General features: G+C 60.1%; 13 protein-coding genes. 8 read left to right on the forward strand and 5 right to left on the reverse strand.

Features of this window, described 5'->3' with window-relative positions:
- Positions 1 to 130: 130 nt before the first annotated feature.
- Together BLV61_RS21515 and BLV61_RS21520 are read right to left on the reverse strand one after the other, a co-directional pair.
- Positions 131 to 2542 carry a glucose/quinate/shikimate family membrane-bound PQQ-dependent dehydrogenase gene (locus BLV61_RS21515; RefSeq protein ID WP_090467327.1) on the reverse strand — a complete coding sequence of 804 codons (2412 nt, stop codon included), beginning with the start codon at positions 2540 to 2542 and terminating at the stop codon, positions 131 to 133.
- 223 nt (positions 2543 to 2765) lie between these two features.
- Positions 2766 to 4148 carry a carbohydrate porin gene (locus BLV61_RS21520; RefSeq protein ID WP_090467329.1) on the reverse strand — a complete coding sequence of 461 codons (1383 nt, stop codon included), beginning with the start codon at positions 4146 to 4148 and terminating at the stop codon, positions 2766 to 2768.
- A 359-nt stretch (positions 4149 to 4507) separates the two neighbouring features.
- Between BLV61_RS21520 and BLV61_RS21525 the strand changes: the two genes are divergently transcribed.
- Together BLV61_RS21525 and BLV61_RS21530 are read left to right on the forward strand one after the other, a co-directional pair.
- Positions 4508 to 4738, forward strand: a complete 231-nt coding sequence (locus BLV61_RS21525) for a VF530 family protein (RefSeq protein ID WP_007985772.1) — start codon at positions 4508 to 4510, stop codon at positions 4736 to 4738.
- A 14-nt stretch (positions 4739 to 4752) separates the two neighbouring features.
- Positions 4753 to 5385: a Pr6Pr family membrane protein gene (locus BLV61_RS21530; protein ID WP_047538198.1), complete on the forward strand. Its 633-nt coding sequence runs from the start codon at positions 4753 to 4755 to the stop codon at positions 5383 to 5385.
- 156 nt (positions 5386 to 5541) lie between these two features.
- On the opposite strand, the gene BLV61_RS21535 is transcribed toward BLV61_RS21530, so the two are convergent.
- Together BLV61_RS21535 and BLV61_RS21540 are read right to left on the reverse strand one after the other, a co-directional pair.
- Positions 5542 to 6327 (reverse strand): siderophore-interacting protein, encoded by a 786-nt coding sequence (locus BLV61_RS21535; protein ID WP_047538201.1) that lies wholly within the window; start codon positions 6325 to 6327, stop codon positions 5542 to 5544.
- Positions 6324 to 6899 carry a PadR family transcriptional regulator gene (locus BLV61_RS21540; protein ID WP_090467331.1) on the reverse strand — a complete coding sequence of 192 codons (576 nt, stop codon included), beginning with the start codon at positions 6897 to 6899 and terminating at the stop codon, positions 6324 to 6326. Before BLV61_RS21540 ends, BLV61_RS21535 begins: the two co-directional genes overlap by 4 nt.
- A 501-nt stretch (positions 6900 to 7400) precedes the next feature.
- Between BLV61_RS21540 and BLV61_RS21545 the strand changes: the two genes are divergently transcribed.
- From BLV61_RS21545 to BLV61_RS21570, 6 genes are all read left to right on the forward strand, one after another.
- Positions 7401 to 7877, forward strand: coding sequence for a CS1 type fimbrial major subunit (locus tag BLV61_RS21545; protein WP_090467333.1), 477 nt, complete (start codon positions 7401 to 7403; stop codon positions 7875 to 7877).
- 110 nt (positions 7878 to 7987) lie between these two features.
- The gene (locus tag BLV61_RS21550; protein WP_090467335.1) at positions 7988 to 10510 is read left to right on the forward strand and encodes a CS1-pili formation C-terminal domain-containing protein; all 2523 of its coding nucleotides are present in this window, start codon (positions 7988 to 7990) and stop codon (positions 10508 to 10510) included.
- A gap of 125 nt (positions 10511 to 10635) precedes the next feature.
- Positions 10636 to 11814: a hypothetical protein gene (locus BLV61_RS21555; RefSeq protein ID WP_244159907.1), complete on the forward strand. Its 1179-nt coding sequence runs from the start codon at positions 10636 to 10638 to the stop codon at positions 11812 to 11814.
- A gap of 59 nt (positions 11815 to 11873) precedes the next feature.
- Positions 11874 to 12617, forward strand: coding sequence for a pilus assembly protein (locus BLV61_RS21560; protein WP_090467340.1), 744 nt, complete (start codon positions 11874 to 11876; stop codon positions 12615 to 12617).
- A 63-nt stretch (positions 12618 to 12680) separates the two neighbouring features.
- Complete coding sequence (locus BLV61_RS21565; RefSeq protein WP_090467342.1) at positions 12681 to 13169, forward strand: CS1 type fimbrial major subunit; 489 nt, start codon at positions 12681 to 12683, stop codon at positions 13167 to 13169.
- Between the two features lie 209 nt (positions 13170 to 13378).
- Positions 13379 to 14587 (forward strand): DUF2771 domain-containing protein, encoded by a 1209-nt coding sequence (locus BLV61_RS21570; protein WP_244159909.1) that lies wholly within the window; start codon positions 13379 to 13381, stop codon positions 14585 to 14587.
- 178 nt (positions 14588 to 14765) lie between these two features.
- On the opposite strand, the gene BLV61_RS21575 is transcribed toward BLV61_RS21570, so the two are convergent.
- Entirely contained in the window at positions 14766 to 19439 is a 4674-nt protein-coding gene (locus BLV61_RS21575; protein WP_090467346.1) for an NEL-type E3 ubiquitin ligase domain-containing protein, read from the reverse strand.
- Positions 19440 to 19586 lie beyond the last annotated feature (147 nt).

Here is a 19586-nt window from a genome sequence, read left to right on the forward strand (position 1 = left end):
ACGTAGCGGATACACCATCGCGAGCAGGCTCGCTCCTACAGGGGTGGGGCGTGTGGTGGTTTGAAATCTGCGGGCACAAAAAAGGCGACGCCTGTGAGGGCGTCGCCTTTCGTTTTACTGCCGCTAAAACTTACTCGGGCAGTTTGTACGCAATCACATAGTCACCCATCTTGGTCCCCAGCGAACCATGACCGCCGACCACGAGCAGCACGTATTGTTTGCCGTCCTTGCCGGTGTAGGTCATTGGTGTCGCCTGGCCGCCGGCCGGCAGGCGCGACTTCCAGAGTTCCTTGCCGGTGTTGACGTCATAGGCGCGCAGGTACTGATCCAGGGTGCCGCTGAGGAAGCCGACGCCGCCGGCAGTGACCATCGAGCCGCCCATGCTTGGCACACCGAGGGGCAGGCCGATCGGCAGCGGCGAGCTGTCGCGGCTGGTGCCGTTCTTGCGTTTCCATACGACTTTGCTGGTGGTCAGGTCGATACCGGCCACGTAACCCCAGGACGGCGCCTGGCATGGCACGCCGAACGGCGACATGAACGGATGCATGATCACCGCGTAAGGGGCGCCCGTGTTCAGCTGCACGCCAGAGGTTTCGCTCTCGCGCTTGCTGCCGGCCGCCACTTGGGCGCGCGGTACCATTTTCGAGACGAAGGCCATGTAGTTCGGGCTGGTGAACAACAGCTGGCGAACCGGGTCGACCGACACGCCGCCCCAGTTGAACACACCGACGTTACCCGGATAGATCAGGCTGCCCTGTTCCGATGGCGGGGTGTACTGGCCTTCGTAACGCAGTTCCTTGAACTGGATGCGGCACAGCATCTGGTCGAACGGACTGGCACCCCACATGGCTTTTTCGGTCAGTTCCGGGGCCAGCAGGTTCAGGTCCGAACGGGCCTGGGTCGGCGCGGTGTGGTCACCCTTCACGGCGCCTTGCGGGACCGGGATTTCACGGATCGGAATGATCGGCGTGCCGTCGCGACGGTCGAGGACGTACAGACTGCCTTGCTTGGTCGGTGCGATCAGCGCAGGTTTCACGCCGTCAGCGGTTTTCATGTCCAGCAGGGTTGGCTGGCTGCCGACGTCCATATCCCACAGGTCATGGTGGGTGAACTGGTAGTTCCAGCGCACCTTGCCGGTGGCCAGATCCAGAGCGACCAGGCCTGCGCTGAATTTTTCGGCGCCAGGGGTGCGGTCCCCGCCCCACTGGTCAGGCGTCTGATTGCCCAGCGGCAGGTAAACCATGCCGAGTTTTTCGTCGACGCTGGCCAGCGACCACATGTTCGCCGAATTGCGGCTGTAGGTCTGGCCCGGTGCCAAAGGCTCGGTGGCGTCCGGGTTGTTGCTGTCCCAGTTCCACACCAGGTGACCGTCGCGCACGTCGTAGGCGCGGATCACACCGGACGGCTCGTTGGTCGACTCGTTGTCGGTGACGTGGCCACCCATGATCACCAGGTCACGGGTGATCGCGGCCGGCGAGGTGGAGTAGTAGCCACCCGGCGTGAACGGGCCGATGCCCTGGGTCAAGTCCACCACGCCATTGTTGCCGAAGCCTTCGCAGATCTTGCCGGTGTCGGCATTCAGTGCGATCAGGCGCGCATCGGCGGTCGGCAGGTACAGGCGACGCGGGCAAGCCTGGGCAACGGCTTTACCGGCGTCGGAGATGACGGCGGACGCAGCGGTTTCAGACTTGGCGTAAGCGGCTTCGTCGTAGTACGACACGCCACGGCAGGTCATGTGGGCGAAGCCCTTGAAGCCCACCGGGCTCTTGATCTGCGGGTCGAAGCGCCAGATTTCCTTGCCGGTGTCCGGGTCCAGCGCCAGCACCTTGCTGTGGGCGGTACAGGCGTAGAGCATGCCGTTGGCTTTGAGCGGGGTGTTCTCGTTGGTCAGTTCCACCGGGTCATCGGCGGTCGGCAGGTCGCCGGTGCGAATGCGCCAGGCTTCCTGCAACTTGCTGACGTTGCCGGGGGTGATTTGCTTGAGCGGCGAGTAGCGATCACCGAATTCGGTGCGGCCATAGGCCTGCCAGTCGCCTTCGGGCATTTGTGGCGCGGTGCTGGTCATGTCGGCGCTGTCGCGGCCCAACTCGCCGAGGACTTCACCGGGGTGGGTGAACTGGCTGGCAAGGGCGGTGGCACCGGCCAGCACCACGGCCACGCTCAACGCACCGGTGCCCAGTGTCGCGGGGCCGTCACGCAGCAGTGGACGACGGAACCATGGCACAAGCATGACGATGCCGAGGGCGAACCACAGCGCCAGACGCGGCACCAGTTGCCACCAGTCGAGGCCCACTTCCCACAAGGCCCAGACGGTGCTGGTGAACAGCACCAGCGCGTACAGGCCCAGGGCAGCGCGACGGGCGGCGATCAGCAGAACGCCGGTCAACGCAATGCCGATACCGGCCAGCAGGTAGTACAGCGAGCCGCCCAGCATGCTCAGCTTGATCCCCCCGGCCAGCATGGCCAGGCCCATTAGCAGAAGCAGTATGCCGAGCAAGGTCGGCAATAGACGGCTTCGACCCAAGGCACCCTCAGTGCTCATAGTGTGATTCTCCGTGACGTTTCAAGTTGTCCCGCGCCAGTTCACTGTAGATGACGATCCGGCGCGGGCATGGTTCAGATAAAAACGGTTTGATTGATGCAACCACCTGTAGGAGCGAGCCTGCTCGCGATGGACCCGAAAACTACGCGGGGTGTCAGGCAACCAACGTTATCGTTGACGACCATCGCGAGCAGGCTCGCTCCTACAGGGTTTGTGGCGTGGGTCAGAACGATGACTGGATCTTGATCCCGCCAATCAGCGCGTCATCGACCTGGTCCACGCCACCGGGGTGACGGATGTACTGCAGGTTCGGGCGCACGGTCAGCCAGTGGGTGACGTGCACGCCGTAATAGAGTTCGGCGCTGTATTCGGTGTCCTGGGGCGGCAGAAAGGCCGGATTGTCGTAATCGAAGACGGCGTGGGCCTGATTGGTCGCCTCGGCGTTTTTGCGGTAGGCCGGGTTGACGTGGACGCGGGCCATGGCGAAGCCGATGTCATCCTTGGCGCGGGCATCGAACAGGCCTTTGTAGACGAGGCCGGCCTGGACATAGTTGTCGATGGCGTTGGTCTTCTTGTCGTGCATCGTGCCGTTGGCGAACAGGCTCAAACCGCGACTGTTATCGCTGGCGACGCTGGTGACCTGCTGCTGAAGGCCGAGCCATACGCCGTGTTTGCTCGACGCGCTGCGGTAGGCCTCACCGCTCAGGGCCGCGGGCTGGCCGTTGCTGTCCTTATAGACGTCCGTGGCCTTGGCGCTGCTGTAGTAGTAACCGGCGCGGTATTCGCCGGGCAGACCGTTGAGCTTCGGCGCCCACACCAGTTCCACCGGCAGGACCGTGCCTTGGGTGCCGCTGCCGCTGAGCTTGAAGCCGTTGTCACGATCAAGGTTCGACGGGTTTTGCTCGTAGGCACCGACCTGTGCGTACAGCTCGGGCGTCAGGTGATATTTGACCCGCATTGCCCATTGGCTGACCGGCCAGTTGTACCAGATGCCACCGGCCCAGTTGCCGACCTGGGAGCCGCAGAACGCCAGGTTCTGGAAGTCGCAAGGGAAGCTGTTGAAGTCTTCGCCTTCGCCAAAGCGGCCGACCTTGATGTCGAGTGTCTGGTCGAGGAATTTCTGCTGATACCACATCTGCGTCAGGCGCGTGGTCTGGCCACGTCCCCAGACTTCCTGCGCCGAGGTGAAGCCGCCGACACGCGGATCGTTGATCCGGTCGTTGCTGATGTTGTTGCCGCTGCGTTTGGTCACGGTCAGCTGAAATTCGGCGTCGTTCCAGCCGAGGATCTTCTGCAGATCCAGATGCGTACCGAGGCCGAACTGGTCGCTGTAGCGCGCGGTGCGATCGTGGTCGTAGCCGCCGTGCAGGTTGCTGCCCATTTCGCCGGTGTAATCCAGTTTGAATTCGTAGCCCTTGTCCGCCAGTTCGGTGCGCGTGCCGTTCCAGTCGCCGAGCATCCACGGTGAGTCGCTATCAAAGGCCGCCGCAGCCTGGGCGCAGGTGACGAGGCTCATCGCGGTCAATCCGCCGATCAGGTTCAAGGCGTTTCGGCAGGCGACAGGCGTAAAGACAGCGCTGTCTTTCGGAGATTGTAAATCAGGCATAGAGGGGAAATTCTTGATCTTTTTCTGGGGATGATTGGAAACGGCAGGCAAGATGCGTATTAGCGGAAGCGTTTCAGCTAAGGCCGGTGCAAGGATAATGTTCTGTTACAAATAGAGAAAGCGCTTTGTTGAGATGCATTCTTTCGCAATCCGTAACAGTGTAGGCGCGAGCCTGCTCGCGGTGGACTTGAACGAAAACGCGCAAAACCAGATGCCCAGCGGTGTCATTGCGTTTTTCGCGAACAAGCTCGCTCCTGCAGGATCCCAAGATCACCTACAGTTGATAGAGCGCTTCCACCCGAAGAAGCCCTCGGCTAAGGTGCGCGGCTTCCAATCCTCACTCTGCTCGAAGGCCCGGCATGACCGAACACAACACTGACCCGCTGCACGGCGTGACCCTGGAACAGATCCTCAACGCCCTGGTTGAGCATTATGAGTGGTCCGGGCTGGCCGAGCGCATCGATATTCGCTGCTTCAAGAGTGATCCGAGCATCAAGTCGAGCCTGACGTTCCTGCGTAAAACCCCTTGGGCACGGGAGAAGGTCGAGCGCCTCTACGTCAAGCTGATGCGCACCAAGCGCCCGCTCTGAACAGGGTCAACCCGATGGCGACCGGGTCTGTCGCGCGACGTCATTTTGTTGCCGTGGCAGCGGTCTTGGGTTGGGCCGGCCTGAGCATCCAGATGTACCTGATTTTCTATTCGCGGTGGACCCTGGGCGCCAGTCTGCTGGGTGGGTTGATGAGCTTTTTCAGCTACTTCACCGTGCTGAGCAATACGCTGGTGGCGACGGTCCTGACCTGTGAATTGACGTCCCGCGAATCCGCTGCACGGCGCTGGTTTTTGCAATCGTCGGTCAGTAGCGGCGTTGCCGTGAGCATCGCCGTGGTCAGCCTGGCCTACAACCTGTTACTGCGCCATTTGTGGCATCCCCAGGGCTGGCAGTGGCTGGCCGATGAGCTGCTGCACGACATCATGCCGCTGCTGTTCCTGGTGTATTGGTGGTGTTGTGTGCCCAAGGGCCTATTGCGGCTGGGACACATCGCGTTGTGGGTGATTTATCCGCTGCTGTACTTCGGCTATTCGCTGCTGCGCGGGCATTTGCTGGCGGTTTATCCCTATCCGTTCGTTGATGTGGAGAAGCTGGGTTATCCACAGGTGTTCATCAATGCCGGGGGATTGTTGGCGGGGTTTGTGTTGATTGCGTTGTTGATGGTTGGCCTGGATCGACGGCGTTAACCCTGTGGGAGCTGGCTTGCCAGCGATGACGGCCTGAAAGGCGCCTTTGAAGTGCCTGCCAATCCGCTATCGCGGGCAAGCCCGCTCCCACAAAGGTTTGCTGCACACAGATCCAATGTGGGAACGAGCCTGCTCGCGATGGGGCCCTAAAGCCGGTCACTCTTCGTCAGTGTTATCCAACCGCCAGTAACCCACGGCCTTGACGAACTGCTCATCCAGCCCATGCTCATCGAGCAACACTCGACGGATCTGCCGCGACACCTTGGTCTCGGTCGCGACCCAGGCATACAGGCTGCCAGTGGGCACCTTGATCTGCCGTACGGTGCTCAGCAGGTGGTCCTTGCCACCCTCGCGCAGCACCCAGATCACATTGACCTGGGCAGCGCTCTCCAGCACTTGCTGCTCCTTGCCGTTTTCCACTTCGATAATCACCAACGCGCGCCGATTCGCCGGCAAGCCTTCAAGACGCCGGGCAATGGCGGGCAGGGCGGTTTCGTCGCCGATCAGCAGATAGCTGTCGAACATGTCCGGCACGATCATCGAACCGCGCGGCCCGCCGATGTGCAGGAACTGCCCCGGCTTGGCCTGTTCGGCCCAGGTCGAGGCAGGGCCGTCGCCGTGCAGCACGAAGTCGATGTCCAGCTCCAGCGTGTCCAGGTCATAGCGACGCGGGGTGTAGTCGCGCATGGCCGGCATCGGGCCGTCGCTTTTGCCGGCGCCGAGTACCAGGGTTTCCAGCGCTGCCTGTTCCGCCGCGTTTTGCGGGAATAGCAGTTTGACGTGATCGTCCGTACCGAGGCTAACAAAACCCGCCAGCTCAGGCCCGCCCAGGGTAATCCGGCGCATGCGCGGGGTCAGGTCGACCACCCGCAACACTTCCAGGCGCCGGCGTTTGATTTCGTGCATGACGCGATGAATGGCTTGGGTAACGACTTCAGTCATTCGGCTTTCTCCTGGGCAGCTTGAACGGCGGGGCCGTCGACGATGGCTTTGGCGGTGTCGTTGAGCAGGGTCGCGACACGCCGGATTTCTTCCGTGCTCCATCGGCCGTGGTGCAGTTGCAGGGCATGGCGCAGGTTGTGCACCGCCTCGTGGATTTCGGGTGGGCGATCATGGCCACGCAGGGAACGTTTACTGACATCGATGCGCACCCGCACGCCTTCAAGGGCGACGGCTTGCTCGGCCAGGGATTGACGCCCGGCGTCGGTCACGCAATAGCGTTTTTTCCCGCCTTCAGCGTCGCCCTGAATCATTTCGCTCTCTTCCAGAAAGGTCAGGGTCGGGTAAATCACGCCGGGGCTGGGGCTGTAGGCACCGTCGAACATGCCTTCGATCTGGCGGATCAGGTCGTAGCCATGGCAAGGCTGTTCGGCGATCAGCGCCAGCAACAGCAATTTCAGGTCACCGGGGGCGAAAACCCGGGGGCCGCGCCCACCGCGCTCGCGGCCGGGGCGTTTCTCGAATCCGTCGCGGCCGTCGCCGTGTTCGCGGTAGGGGGAATGATGGTCTCTCATTTGTGCTTTCTCTCGTCGTGTTTAGATACAACTTAAGATATATCTTAAGAAAAAAGCAAGCCCCACCGACCGATGGCCACCCCGATCGTCGAGCCGCTGAGCCAGCCAACAGCGCGAAAATAGTGTGACCAAAACGGGTGAAAAAGTTTAAATTAGTGTTAACTCTCTAATATTATCTTTTGGCCTATTGAATGCGGGGCTTGTGGTATTGGTCTTACAGAAGTAACTTGGGTAGTGTCTGCGAGTCATTGTCGTTAGTGTCCGGCTTGTAGTATTTCTCTTACAGTCAGACATTCTAATTTAAATAATTTCAGGTTTTTTCTTGCTGCCTTGATAGTGCTTTGGCTACGCACTTGCAGGAATTTGCCTGCTTACTTTCCAGATAAATTGATCGATCATCTTTCGGCGTTGAAAGTTCAGTTGAGCAACTAGCTGCTCGTGACGGTTTTGCTCAACTTGAACTTTCTGCGCTAATCCTTTTTAAAAGACAGGTACTGAAAGATGCTCAAGAAAATCGCGTTCGCTGCTCCTCTGGCTGTTCTGGCACTGAGTTCTTCCATGGCGTTTGCCGCCACTGAAGCCAAGCACTCCATCAGCCTGATTGCCCACGTGCCGGCCGACGACTTCTACGCGGTCCCGGTTGATTCGGATCTGGTCAACAAAGACCAGGATATGAGCTACAACCCGTCTACCGGCTCCATGCGAACCGTCGACGGGCACTTTGATGTCCTTCACACCGCCGGTAAGGTAAACGCCCGACTCGAAGGCGTGCCGAAGCTGATTGCCGGTAACAAGGCAATCGATTTGAAAGTCGAACTCAACGGCAAAGCGTTGACAACCACTTCGCAAGAAGTTGTGGGCGATACCGAATCCAATACTCGTTATCGCGCGCCGTTCAAGATCAGTGCGGTCGGCGGCAAACCTGATTCGGGCGACTACACCGGCGTTGTCATGTTGGTGGTTGAACCTTCCGTCTAAGTTTAAACACGACGGTAAAACGCTTACTTGCTTCAAGTAACGTAACCGGTCGACAAACAACTCTGTCTGTCGACCGGGCTTTGACTTTCTCGTAATCAGAGTACTTGTTCATGTTCCCGATGACGCCCATCGCGGCAGCGCTTGCGTTGCTGTTATGTAGCAGTGCATTTGCGGCGCCCACTTCTATTGATCATACGCCGCGCACTTTGCTGGCTCAGGCCAAAGGTTTGCCGGCAGAGTTCGAGGAGCATTTCTTCGACGTTCCGTTGGCGGTTCGGGTCGAACTCGATCAGCAACCGCTCGGCGAGGCGATGATTGTGTTGTCCCGCGATGACCGGGTGACGTTGCTCGACTTCACCGACACCAGTGAAAGCCGTTTCGGCGCCGGCGAACGCCAGGCCTGGTCTGACATCCTCAAGCCCGGCGTGGCCCTCGGGGCGTGCAAGGGGCAATGCCCGGAACAAATGCTGGCGGTTCACTACAACCTGGAAAATTCATTGCTGTCGATCGTCACCGAAAATGCCGAGCGCGATAGCGAAGCCAAGCGTTTCTACGCTCAACCGGAAGGCGGCAGCAGCGGCCTGATGGTGCGTAACCAACTCAATCTCAACGGCGGCCAGGATCAAGACCTGGGTGGCCGTTTCGGTCTGGAAGCCAGCGGCAGCCTGGGCAACTGGAGCCAGAGCTTCAACATGCAACTGGCGCGCCTGGGTGGGCCGGATGACAAGACCTATCACGCCGTGCAGGAGCTTTTCACCCAGCGCGAACTGGAGGGCCGTTTCTTCCGGCTGGGCTACTTCACGCCCAACTCCGAAGGCCTGACTCGCCAGCCCCGTTCGTTCGGCACCAGTCCCGACACCGCCGTGGGCGTGATGTATGGCAGCTCTGACAGCCTGGCCATCGACAGCCCGAAACCCAGCGTATACCCGGTGTATGTCACGGCCAACCGCCAGGCGTCCGTGGAGATCTATCGCGATGGCCTGTTGATCAATACACAGGCGGTCCCGGCCGGTTTGCAGACCCTCGACACGCGGCCATTGCCCGGCGGAATTTATGAAGTGGAAGTGCGGTTGATCGAGGACGGTCAAGTCACCTCGACCACTCAGGAGCTGATCTACAAACCGAGCAACTGGCGCAACCACGATGAGCGCTGGCGCTACAACCTGTTCGCCGGGCAGGAAAGCAAACTGTTCAGCAACTGGGACCAACAAAGCAGTGGCGATGCCACGGCGGGCGCCTCGATCAACTATCTGCTGCATCCACGGGTGATTCTCGGACTGTCGGCACGCCAGGTGCGGGAAACGCTCCAGTACGGCAGCTCCATCGACTGGACCCTGGGCAACAGCACCAGTGTCTACGCCAACCTCTACCAGACCGAAGACCACGGCACCGGTGCCGACCTGCAAGGGCTCTACAACTACGGTGCCGGCAGCCTGGTAATCAGCCACAACCGTAGCTGGCTCGACACCACCAACACTTACGACACGCTGCCCGATGGCACCCGCGTGCGCCAACGCAATGTATTCACCGGCCAGACCAGCAATTCATCGCTGGCGCTGAATCACCGCATCAGTCGCAAGGATTCGCTCAACGCCCGGGTGTCCCACAGCGAGGGCAACGTCGAAGGGGTCGGTGTCGACCTCGGCTGGACCCAACGTACCCAATTGTTTGGCAGCGATGCCAATTGGCGCCTGTCGCTGTTCGACCGGCCGGGTAGTTACAGTAGCGGCGATGCGCGTAATCGCGGGGTGGATCTGAGTATCAACCTGGCGCTCGGTGGCCCGGGGCAGCAGATTTCCGGCAGCATCGGCAGCCGCACTGCCCGTGACGGCAGTCGCGACAACAATGCCTCGTTCGGCTACCGCAAAGACCTGCAGGACCACGTGTTGCAGAGCGTCTCGGTGACGGCACTCACCGATACCTATGGCGTCGGCTTGTCGAGCCTGGCGAATTTTCGCACCGACGCCATCAATGGCGACGGGTTTATCCAGCGCTCATCGTTCAACAACAAATTCACCGGTGGCGTGAACCTCGACAGCACCTTGGTGGTGGGTGCGCAACGCATGGCGCTGACCAGCCAGCATCAAGGTCGGGGCGCCGGGATGATTGTCGACGTCGAGTCCGATATCGACGGGATCGCCCTGCGTGCCGACGACCTCAGTGGCGGCAGCGCAGCCCTGCGGCCGGGGCGCAATTTCATTCCGTTGACGGCCTACAAAAACAGTTCGGTGAGCTTCGACTTCGAAGGCAATCACGTGCCCGCGGCCAGCATCGAACCTTCGCGTACCCGCTATCACCTGAACAAGGGGGGCGTGGAGTACCGCAAGGTGCGGGTGATGAAAACCCTCACCGTACTCGGGCGCTTGGTCGACCCGCAGGGGCGGCCGCTCAAGGGCCACCACGTGATCAACCACGCCAGCCGTGGGGTCAGCGAGGTCGATGGCTTCTTCTCGATGGAAATGAACGCGGGCTCACCGACCCTGGAGGTGCGTTATGCCGACCAGTTGCTGTGTCAGTTCCGTCTCGATGTCGACAAACACCGCAGTGAAAACAACGTGCTGATGATCGGTGATTTGCGCTGTTCGCCGGACACCCTGGCGGACGCCACCCACAACGTCGAAACGGCGGGCTGAACGGCCCGCGGTTAAATCTGGTTATTGGAGGTCAGGCCTACATGAGCGTCTCGCGTTCTTTCGTTTCACGCAGTCGTTGTTGGTCGGCAAGCGCTTTGATCGCCTGCGCGGCAGCTTTTCCCGTCATGGCTGAAGACGTTTCGATTACCGCTGTGTTCAAACCCGATCCGGCGTATCCACACCTGAACAAGTTCAAGAACACCACGCCGTCCAGTGGTTACTGCGGGATTTATCCAAGTGAGTGTGAGGATAACGAAATGTTCGGCCTGCAGGTGCCGATTGAGTTCAATTCGCGTTCGCCGATCCAGGCTAACCACACTTCCGCGCGGCGAGGCGCGATGTTCAAAGTGCCGGCCCAGTGGCGCGAGTTGACCATTGTTCACGAAGCGACAGGTGAACCGGAAAAGGTCCGGGTGCGGATTGCCGGAGTGGGTTCCCGGTACAAAACTGATGATGTGAAGAAACTGGTGGGCGGCGCTGCGGACTACTTGGTCGCGCACAGTATTTTATGGGATTCGGCTTGGGTGAACGCCCCGTCACCTTGCCTCTATAGCGGGGTGGGTTGGTATACCGAAACCACCTTCCGATTTTTTTGGAAAACACCTTCCGAAGCCGTATGCGCCAAACAGGCGAAGTTCGATATTCCATGGATGCAACTGGAGTACCTCGACTTTGCCTATGAGCTTGAGACACCTAACCCGCTAGGCATGTCTTCAGGGCACTACACCGGCTCGCTGAGCTACAGCGTCGGTCCCTTGGGCGATTTCGATTTCGGCGACCTGATGATTCCGACCGACTCGGTGTTGACCCTGAACTTCAACCTCGACGTTCAGCACACCCTCAAGGTCGACATTCCGCCCGGTGGCGAAAAGGTCCAGTTGGTACCCGCCGGTGGCTGGCAGAGCTGGCTGCAGGCGGGGCGCAAACCGGTGCGGTTGTTCCGCGACCAGACCTTCAATATCTCGGCGTCTTCGCGTTTCAAGATGTACATGGAGTGTGAGCACGACAGCACTATCTACGACTGCCAGCTCGCTGATCGCGTCTCCAGGCGGGGGGTGGAGTTGCAGGTCTTTGTCAGCTTGCCCAATGGCCTGACCGACATGAGCGGGCAACCCGTCAGGCACATGCGTATGCGATCGGGCGCGGCCAATGCGTTGTATTTCCAGCCGGGCTTCTACGTCGACAGGGCGCCGGGTGTCCTGCACTTCGAAGTACCGGAGAGACAGATGCAATTCATGCTGTCGCCCGGTGTGGGGCCCTTCTACCAGGGCAAGGTCACCGTGATCTGGGATTCGGAAATCTGATGGGCCGTCAATCGATGGGCCGCGCCTGTGTTGTGTTCACTGTCATGAGGTTCAAGAGTATGAAGCGTCTGTGGTTGCTGTTGGGTTTGAGCGGGTTTTCTCTGGCGGTTCAGGGCGGTCCGCAGATCAACGTCGGAACGGTGTACGACTACCTGGATGGCGACAAAAGCACCTACCTCAAGCGCGTGTTCAACAGCGGCGACAGCACGGCGTTCGTCAAGGTCAACATCCTGGAAATTATCTACAACGCCGATGGCAGTCACCGTGAGATACCGGTCGCAACCCAAGCGGATGGCAGCGGCCGAGATGGCTTGATGGCCAGCCCCGCGCGGCTGATCGTGCCGGCCAAAGGCATGCAGGGCACGCGTTTGCTGCACATGGGCGCACGTGACACCGAACGCTATTTTCGCGTGCGCTTCGTGCCGGTGGTGCCGGAAAAGGAAGACGAGTTCGCGGTGTCCAGTGAGGAGCGGGACGCCTACAAGGAGAACCTGTCGGCGGGGGTCAACGTCATGACCGGGTTTGGCACGGTGTTTTTTGTCCGGCCCAAGAACAGCCGTTTCGACAGCGTGATCGATGACAGCGCCGGCGTTTACCGGCTGCGCAATAACGGCAACACCGTGGTGGTGATCGATGAGTTTCGCAACTGCTCGCTGAAGAATGAAACCGAGTGCGAGCCGACCACCAAACATCACGTTCTGGCGGGCAAGTCGTTCGAGTTCGATAAGAAACCCGGTCGGGAATACCGCTTCAACCTGATTGAAGGCGCCGACAAAAAACCGTTGCACGTTGCCGGCCAGTAACACCGCCAAAGGCGAGTCGCCCAGGAGGACTCGCCGCTTTTTATCACGCAACAGGTAACTGACATGATCAAGCAATCGGCCATCGCCCTGTGTGTGGGCGTGATGACGTGTGCCCAGGCTTTCGCGGCACGGGAAGAGCGCACGTTCGAAGTGTGGGCGGATATTCCGACCCTGGGTTTTTACGTGCTACCGGCCGAGACGAACTGGATACATCTGGAGCAGACCCTGCCGTGGAACATCAACACGTCGAGGCTCGAAGGGTTGCGCAAGAATTTCGACGTCAAGCACGACACCAGTGCGATCGAGGCGCGGCTGGACGCCGAGCCTTATCTGTTCAACGGGCGGCAGGATCAGAACATCTACTTGCGGGTCACCTTCAATGGCCAGGAGTTGAGCCACGATGAGAAACCGCGCCAAGTGGTGTCGGCGGCGCAGGCCATGACAGGCGGGCGTTTTCCTTTGGAAATTCAACCGAAGGTGCCGGCCGGTGGCTATAAGCCGGGCACTTACTACGGGACCGTCCAGTTGATTTTCAGTGCGGCTGTGCCCTGACCCGTGCCTGGCAGGGTTCAACAATGTGGGAGCGAGCCTGCTCGCGAGGGTGGCGTGTCAGGCGCCATGGAGGCTGACGGTGCCGGCGCTCCCACATGTCGAGTGAATATCGCCCCCCAGGGAGCAGGGTGGCTTTTCGGAGAGGGATACAGATGAGTGTTGCAGGTGTTTTGTTTTCAAAAAGGCTTTTCTGGTTATGGAGCCTGTTAATGGTGTGGTGGCTGATGCCTCAGGCGTTGGCGCAAGACGTATCAATCACTGCCTTGTTCAAGCCCGATTCAGCGAATCCGCACATCAACCAATTCAAGAACACCACGCCGCCCAGTGGCTACTGTCAGTTGTTTCCCGGGCAATGTGAAGAAAACAAGACGTTCAGCCTGCAAGTCCCGATTCGATTCGACTCCAATCGAGCCATCCCGGCCAACCATGCATCACCGCGCCAGGGCGCAACGTTCTCGGTGCCGGCGCAATGGCGTGAGCTCTCAGTCCGTCATGATTCCGGAGCGGTGGAACAGGTAAGAATGCGGATTACCGGGGTGGGCTCCATGTATGTGACCGAGGATGTTCAGAAGCTGACAGGGGACACCAACCCTGACTCCCGCTATGCGCATAACCTGTTGTGGGGGCAGAGTTGGGTGTACGCGCCGTCGCCGTGTCTTTACAGCGGTGTGGGTTACTACAGCCCCAACTCCTATGGTTTTTTCTGGAAAACACCGGTCCAGGCTGCGTGTGATAAACAGGCGAAATTCGATGTTCCCTGGTTGCGCTACGACCATCTGGATTTCTCCTATGAACTGGTCACGCCCAATCCATTGGGCATGTTGGCAGGCCATTACACCGGATCGCTGACCTATACGGTCGGCCCCAACGGCGACTTCGATTTCGGCGATGTGATGCTACCGAGCAGTCCGGTGTTGACCATGAACTTTAACCTCGACGTTCAGCACACCCTTAAGGTCGACATCCCGCCCGGTGGCGAGAAAGTCCAGTTGGTGCCCGCCGGTGGTTGGCAAAGCTGGTTGCAGGCGGGGCGCAGACCGGTACGGTTGTTCCGCGACCAGACCTTCAATATCTCGGCCTCTTCGCGTTTCAAGATGCAACTGGAGTGTGAGTTCGTTTTTTTTGGTGGCAACGATTGCGCCCTGGATGATCGCGTGTCCAAGCGCCAGGTGGCGCTCCAAGTCAGCGTCAGCCTGCCCAATGGCCTGACCGACATGAGCGGGCAACCCGTCAGGCACATGCGTCTGCGAACGGGCGGGGCCAACGCGCTGTATTTCCAACCGGGTTTTTATGTCGACAGGGCGCCGGGTGTGCTGCACTTCGAAGTGCCCCAGAGTCAAATGGCATTCATGCTCGAACCGGGTGCCGGTCCTTCCTACGGGGGCAAGGCCACCGTGATCTGGGACTCCGAAGTCTGAGTGCCGGGGGGCTGCCGCCATCGCTGGCAGGCCAGCTCCCACATTGGATGGGTGTCGTACACAAATCTTGTGGCAACCACCGATCCCCTGTGGGAGCGAGTCGGGCGGCGTTCTGTCTGCTCGTGATGAGGCAGGCACATCCAGCATTAACGCCGCGTGACACTCATGTTTGTGCTTTTTACTGGCCGGCGCGCTTCATGGCTTGACGGGTCAAACGCCTCGACAGCTCTTTCTCGGCGTCACCGAGATCGACCAGCAGGCGGTCGAAAACCGCATCGCTCAATGGCTCATCGGCGAAGACTACCGTGTCCGGTGCCGGCAGGTCGTTCATCAGTTCCCTGAGCCGGCTGCGCAGTGCGGCGCGCTGAGTATCCGACGTCGATTCGGCCCATTCGCGCTGGGTATCGCGAAGGGTGTCCAGTTGATCCGACAGCTCCTGATAGCGAGTCTTGTTGGCTTGCATTTCGCTCGCATGGCGCTCGTTCAAATGCGTTTGCCAAAAATCCTGTTCGAGCATTCGGTCCACCAGACCGTCGCCTTCACCCAGGGCCTGCACCGTGTCATAGGCTTGATCGATCATCGTGTCAGTAACGCCGGACACCGGCCGGTAAAGCATGCCTTTCGACTGCCAGGGCAAGTCGAGGCGCTCTGCCAATCCGGTTTGATAGGCCAGGTAGACCTCGACTTCGTCCGGGTTGCCGCCACGGCTGGCGACATCGGCGCGGGCAACTTCGTTGACCTGTTCCAGCCGCGCCGCGCCTTTGGCCAGGGTCACCAGCTTCTGCTCCAGCTGCGCCGGGTCGGTGGAATACGCATGGGCCTCGTAGGCGAGTACATCAATGCCCATGTGATTGAACAACTGCGCACCGGCGTCGGCGCAATCCACCGGCGCGACAGCCATGGTGAACAGCTTCTCGCGCAGGGGCATGTCGACGTAGACGGCATCGAGCATGCGCCAGACGCGTTGCACCAGTTGATCCCGGGCCGGGCCGCCGGCGCGGTAGTCGGCGGAGAGTTGGGTATCGAGCAGCACATTCAGGAAACGCTTGGCCTGGGGCTCGTCGACCAGCTCCGACCAGAGATTGGCCCGGTCGACGCCCCAGCCCGGTACATCGCTCCAGTGGTTCGCGCTGTAGTTGGAATTGACCACCCAGTCCGCTTGGCTGTTGGCGGGCACCACGGGCTCCGGAGGCAACGCCACCGAGCGACGAATGGCCTGATAGTTAACCTGGTTGGATTCCGACAGGTTGCCGACATTCAGCCGGGTGCGCGCCACGACCCAGGCCTGCGGTGAGCCTGGGACCACTTCGGGAATCAGGCTGATCGGATTGTCCCGAAGGTCCAGCAGAAAACCCCGGGGCCTGGTTTTGTTCAAAGTACCTTCGGGCCAGGTGGTCATGACCGTGTCCCGCAGCCCGACGACCTTCAGCCGGGGCATGCGCGAGATATCGACAGGCCTGCCCAGCGGGTTTTTATCCAGACGCAGAATCTCCAGATAGGTCAGGTGTTTGAGTCGCTCCACGGCGGTGGCGTCCAGCACGATTTGATTGTCACTCAAGCGCAGGCGTTCGAGCCGCTGCAGGGTGCCGATGTTTTCGGGCAGGCTCGTCAGCTCACATCGGCTGGCGCTGAGTTCGCGCAGGTTGGGGAAATCTTTCAATAAGCCATTGGCCTTGGCGGAAAACCGCGTGTTATCCAGTTTCAGGACAGTGACTTTGTCCAGGTACTTTTTCAGCTGCGGTCGTTCCGGCCATTCGGACTCCAGATTGATCGGAAGCAGTTCCCGCGACAGATCCAGCGCATAGCCATGGGGTTCGGTACGGCTGCCGAGCTCGGTATTTTTTCGTTCGAAACAGGCGAGTAAACAATCGGCAATGTGTCGTCGAACGCGGCGCATAGGCGTCGGGTTATCGGCATCCAGCCCGGCCGACTGCGCCTCCCACAAATCAATGAGATTGCGCAATTGGTTGAGATCGTTTTCCTGTTCCTCAAGAAGCTTCATTGGCTCGCCCTGTTCGGTCAGGGCAGCGGCGAAGTTGTCGACCTCGGCCTCGCTGAAATGCGGATAAAGATCCTGAATGCGTTCGTGCAGTGTCAGGCCTTCCTTGCTCAGCCACCCTCCACGCACCAACAACATCGTTTCATGCTCGGCCACCGGTCGAATGGGCGGCTCGGCGAGTACGGCCCGGCGTTCGCTGGGCGGGGCCGATTTGGCCATGACCCATTCCCTGAACTGTTCAGCATCCCCCGGTTTGTAGCCCAGGGCGTTTTGTCCATTCTCTTGCGTGGCCTGCAGGACGGCTTCGAAAAAATCATCGGCTTCATGGATCGGCTGATCCTCGCCATCACGCACCTGATATTGCCCGGCCTCGTCGGGAATCAGCACCCGCACCCGCGTGGCGTCCTCGGGGCCGACGCTGTAACGCAACTCGCCATCGAAGGTGTCCTGACGAATCTCCAGGCGCAGGTCGCCGAAGGTGTCGGTGTTGAAGCGCAAGGTGCCCAGCACCAGACGCTCGGTGTCGGGCGTGATGGCCGCGCTCGGGTACAGACCCTGGGCCGCTCGTACGGTTTGCGTTTCGAACTGCAGCTCCCGTGCCTGGGTCCTCAGGCGCAGAGGCAGGCGGTTTTCCTCGGTCATCCGCTGACGTTCCGTGGCGCTGGCATGCGCATGGATTTGTTCGGCAACGGTCGCCGGCAGCTCGGGGAAGTCACTGAACAGCGGCGCGATTTCAGCGGGTAATGCAGCGGGCGCGATGGGCGGTGAAGACAGGCGTTGCAGGGTGTCGGTCAGCAGCGGTGGCGGCGGGGCGTTTTCAACATGCATCCGGCGCAACGCGCCTTCCTCGGTGCCGCTGATCTGGCGGATCTGCTCCAGTTGTTCATCGTTGAAACCCTCGGTGCTGTGGCCGAGGCGGCGCATCAGGGTTGTGCCTTCCCATTCGCGCGGGTTTTCCGTTTCGCAGACCCAGGCCCCATGGCCATTGTGGCGCAGGGTCGGGGCGTAGGCATCGAAACGCTGTGGATGGCGTATGCGTGGTTGCCCGGTGACTGCGTCATCCAGCACTTCGAAGTGTTGATCGTCCAGGCGCAGGATGCGCCGGCCCTGATGCGGGTGGATACCCTGGTCATCAGGCCGGGCGCCCTCGGGCAAATCCACGTCGGTGCGTTGATAGGGGCTGAGGTCAGGGTTCCACAAACGCGTCTCACCGTTTGCCAGTTGCACCGGTTTCAAGCCTTCGAAAAACGGCGAAAGCTTCGCCTGTACCACATTGCCGGCGGCGCCTGCCGCCGCAAACGCGCCCAACTGGACCACGCTTTCCAGCACGCCGAGGGCCTGCTCACCGGCTTCGGCCAAGTGTCCCTCGGCCAGGTCGACCAGGCCCTCGACCACGCTATCGGTCAGTTGCCAGGCCGTGTACGCCAGCATCAGTTGACCGAGGCCAGGCACCAACGGTGTCGCCACCAGCAAGGCAACGTTGAGGATGTCCGAGAGCATTTTTTCCAGGTTGTCCCACCAGGCCCAGCGGGCCATACGGTCGGCGTATTCGGTGTCGATGGCGATCTCCCGGCCATCGTTGAAAACCTTGTTGAGGGTCTGCCGGTAGCGGTAGCCCCACAGGTCATTGTTGAAGGTCGTCTCGCGGTCGGTCTTGATGCTCGACACACTGAATTGTAGAGCGGGTTTATCCACAGGGGTTTCGCGCCAGCTCGGCAAGTTGGAACCGGCGGCCACCGGTTGCCACTTCACCGTGCTCAGACGCGCGTTCAACCCGGCGAAAAAATGCCCGCGTTGCTCATGGGGCACGAACTGACTGAAGAACCGTTGATAGCTGTTGGCGGATGCGCCATCGCGCAGCTGGCGTGTCAGTTCAGCCATGAATTCCAGTGACGAAGGGTATTGCTTGAGCGGGTGCAGCGGATCATGGGGAACATAGGCAATCACCGGGACCGGGCCGCTGGCGATGGCAGTGTCCTCGGCGATCAGGATGATGCCGCTCAAACGCGTGTCCATCATTGCCAGGTTGTAATAGGCGATGGGTTTGCCGTTCCACTTCAGCCGTGAACGATCTTCGAGCATGCCTTGCACGACATCAAAGGCCTCCTGGTCGATGTCGTGCTTCATCAGGGCCATATGCGCGGCGACATTCAGCGCGCTTTTCTGGCTGAGAATGACTTTGTGGCGCAGGACATTGCTCGTCGCTTTTTCGGTGGGTAGCAACGTGTTTTTGAGGTGCTGTTGGTAGCGGGCGCCGATGTCCAGTTCGCGACACAGGGACTTGAACTGCTCGATGCTCAGTTTTTGCTTGAGCGGTTTGACGTTGAAATGCCCGCGTTTGTCGGGGCGGGTGATGAACTCCGAGTCCTGGGTAAACGACTCGTCCCGGGAAAAGTTGTGCAGCGCGGCATCGAGCAGCGAGACGGTGCGACTGGTGGTGCCGCCAGAAAAATCATGCACCCACCAGGCCGTCTTCACCGGGGCATACAGGCGCAGCCAGGTGTCCTCGACATCGTCATCGACGCCGAAGCGGTCCTTCAGCGCTTGCTCCAACAGGGGTTTGGCAAAGGCGGAAACATCCTGCACATCACTCAATGCCTTATCGGCGGTGTTTTGCGCGGTCCAGCCGAGCTGGATGGCTTTTTTCAGCTTGCGGTGAGCGGTGGTTGACGCGTTCCTGTGCCAGTCGGGCAACGTCAGCCTGACGGATTTAAGGGCGTCGACGCGCGATGGGGAGGTGTTCAGCAGCCAGGCCGGAATGGCCTTTCTGACCTGATGGAAGTGGATGCTTTTGTCGAACGGGGGGATCTCGAGCGGATCTGATCCTTGAATCGCCGAGGGGGTAATGGGCATTGTCTGATCGTCCTTTGATCATGAATCGGACGACCAGACTAGGTAGGCATGAGGTCAAAAAAAAGCGCAAAAATCGGTTTGAATCGGCGCCGTTGCCGGCACCGTTCTCGCAAAATCCAAGAGTGAAAAATACATATGTACCGCCAT

Origin of the sequence: Pseudomonas mohnii (assembly GCF_900105115.1) — a bacterium.
Classification (GTDB): domain Bacteria; phylum Pseudomonadota; class Gammaproteobacteria; order Pseudomonadales; family Pseudomonadaceae; genus Aquipseudomonas; species Aquipseudomonas mohnii.